We start from the raw sequence: 2,096 nt of genomic DNA on the forward strand, positions 1-2,096 counted from the left end.
ACGATGCGACCACATGACGCTGGACCCCTTTGCGGTGACGCATGTAGACGGATTGCTCGGGAACCATCGTGATCGAGTCGGGGTTGCCGAACAGCCGTTGTTGAGCTTCGCTAGGGAAGCTCTGGTCGATCGGACCATGCGTTTCAGCCCACGCGATGCCGACGCCTGGACGCGACTCGTGTTTGTCTCGCCACGTGACATGCTCGGGCCAAATTCGTGGGACGATATGGATGGAGTGCCCTTCGTCCATCACGGTGGTGAATTCGATCACGCGAGGGTTCGTCGGCGTCCCGGTGACGTCATAGATGCCAATGAATTTGCGAGTCTCGGGGCCAAACAGCGATCCCGTATAGATGGCGACCGACAACGTTCGATCACCAGGATCGTGCGGCCAAACGGCAACACGACAGCGATAGACGCCGTCTTCGATCGGATGCACCGCGTCGAGTCGGGCGGGAGGCCAACCGGGAGTGAATTTGACGAACGAATTCTCGACTTCGATCGTTCCCCCTTTTTTCTTTTTCACCGAATCGATGTTCTCGCGAACCTGCATCATCTCGACGTGACGCGTTTCCGCAGGCAGCGGCTTGATTCGGCGGACGACTGCGTCAAAGGCGATGTCGGCTGCTTGTAGATATTGCTCGAGCAGCACCGAAGAAATGCTCAATCCATCGGCGACGTTGTCAAATCCTTGCACCGACTGGTCTTCGGGCAAAAGATCCACGAGCGGCACATCGATTCCCAACAGATCGTGAATCGTGTTTTCGTACTCGCGGCGATTCATTCGCCGCAGCGAGAGTGGCGGTTCTGATGCTGTTCGGGCAACACGCCCGACAATATGCTCGATCGCTGCAGAGGTCGCTGCTGGATCAGGACGAGGCGAATCGGGGGGCGGCATTTCGCCGTGTTGGAGTACGTCGACCACGCGAGACCATGTCGCTAAATCGGCTTGCCACGTTGAGGACGCAGTCAACGCATCGAGCCGTATGCCGGATTCCGCTTCCGATCCGCTGTGGCACTCGATGCAGTGTTGCTCGAAGAACGCATCGAGCTGCAGCTTGGGTACCAAGGAGGTTTCCATTGCCGAAGAATCGGCAGGTGGAGCAGCATTGGCGGCGGCAAGTCCCATGGTGAGCGAGACCAGCAGCAAAAGAGAGCGGAAAGGGTGGGACATCGGGCGACCGTCACGATTGGTATTCAGCCGTCCCTAGCGTCTCATTCGCATTCCTGACTACTTTTTAACAAGTGACCAATCGCGACGCTGGCGGCTGCTGGGGATTCCCATCCGTTTTCGGTATTTTGTTACCGTACGGCGGGCAACGGTCATGCTCGCCTTTTTCAGCTCGTCGACAAGTTGCTCGTCGCTGTAAGGATTGCTCTTGTCTTCCTTGTCGATCAATTCTTGCAGCTTCAAACGAATCGTATCCCAGGCAACATCGTCGCCATCTTCGGTTTGCGTTCCTCCGACGAAGAATCGCTTCAACGGCAAGATGCCACGCGGGGTTTGGATCCATTTATCATCGACCGCACGACTGACCGTGGTCACATGGACGCCCACTTTGTCGGCAATCTGTTGCATCTTCAGCGGTTCGATCGCCTCGGGGCCTTCGTCGAGAAACTTCTTTTGATGTTCGACGATCGCTTCGGCGACTTTGGTCAGTGTGCTGCGTCGCTGTTCGATCGAGTCGATCAGCCACTGGGCACTACTGATTTTCTGTTTGATGAACTCGCGTTCTTCCGTCGTGCTGTTGGGGTCCTGCAGTCGGCTACGGTAGTAATCGCTGATGAATAGCGTGGGGACACGGTCATCATCAAGCCGGACTTTGTATTCGCCTTCATCATCTTGTTCGAGGATGATGTCAGGGGTGACATTGGGAACATAGGTTTCCATGAACGCCGCGCCCGGCTTGGGGTTGAGCATATGCAGCTCTTCGCGGATTTCTTGGATCTGTTCAATCGTAAAATTTGTTTTCTTGGCGATTTGTGGCAAGCGGTTCTCGGCCAAATCGACCAAGTGCGAGCGAATCAAGATCTTCATTTCCTCGTAATGAGGAATCGCAGGAGAAAGTTGATTCAGCAGGCATTCGCTCAAGTCA

At 55.5% G+C, this 2,096-nt stretch carries 2 protein-coding genes; both read right to left on the bottom strand.

The features are described from left to right. The coding region (locus ABX962_RS35290; RefSeq protein ID WP_372726338.1) for a DUF1587 domain-containing protein at nt 1-1,174 on the bottom strand (1,174 nt) is incomplete at its 3' end. A gap of 57 nt (nt 1,175-1,231) precedes the next feature. Beyond that, nucleotides 1,232-2,096 (bottom strand): RNA polymerase factor sigma-54 (rpoN, locus tag ABX962_RS35295; RefSeq protein WP_372726339.1); only part of this gene is annotated, 865 nt, incomplete at its 5' end.

The organism is Novipirellula sp. (assembly GCF_041583735.1).
Classification (GTDB): Bacteria; Planctomycetota; Planctomycetia; order Pirellulales; family Pirellulaceae; genus Novipirellula.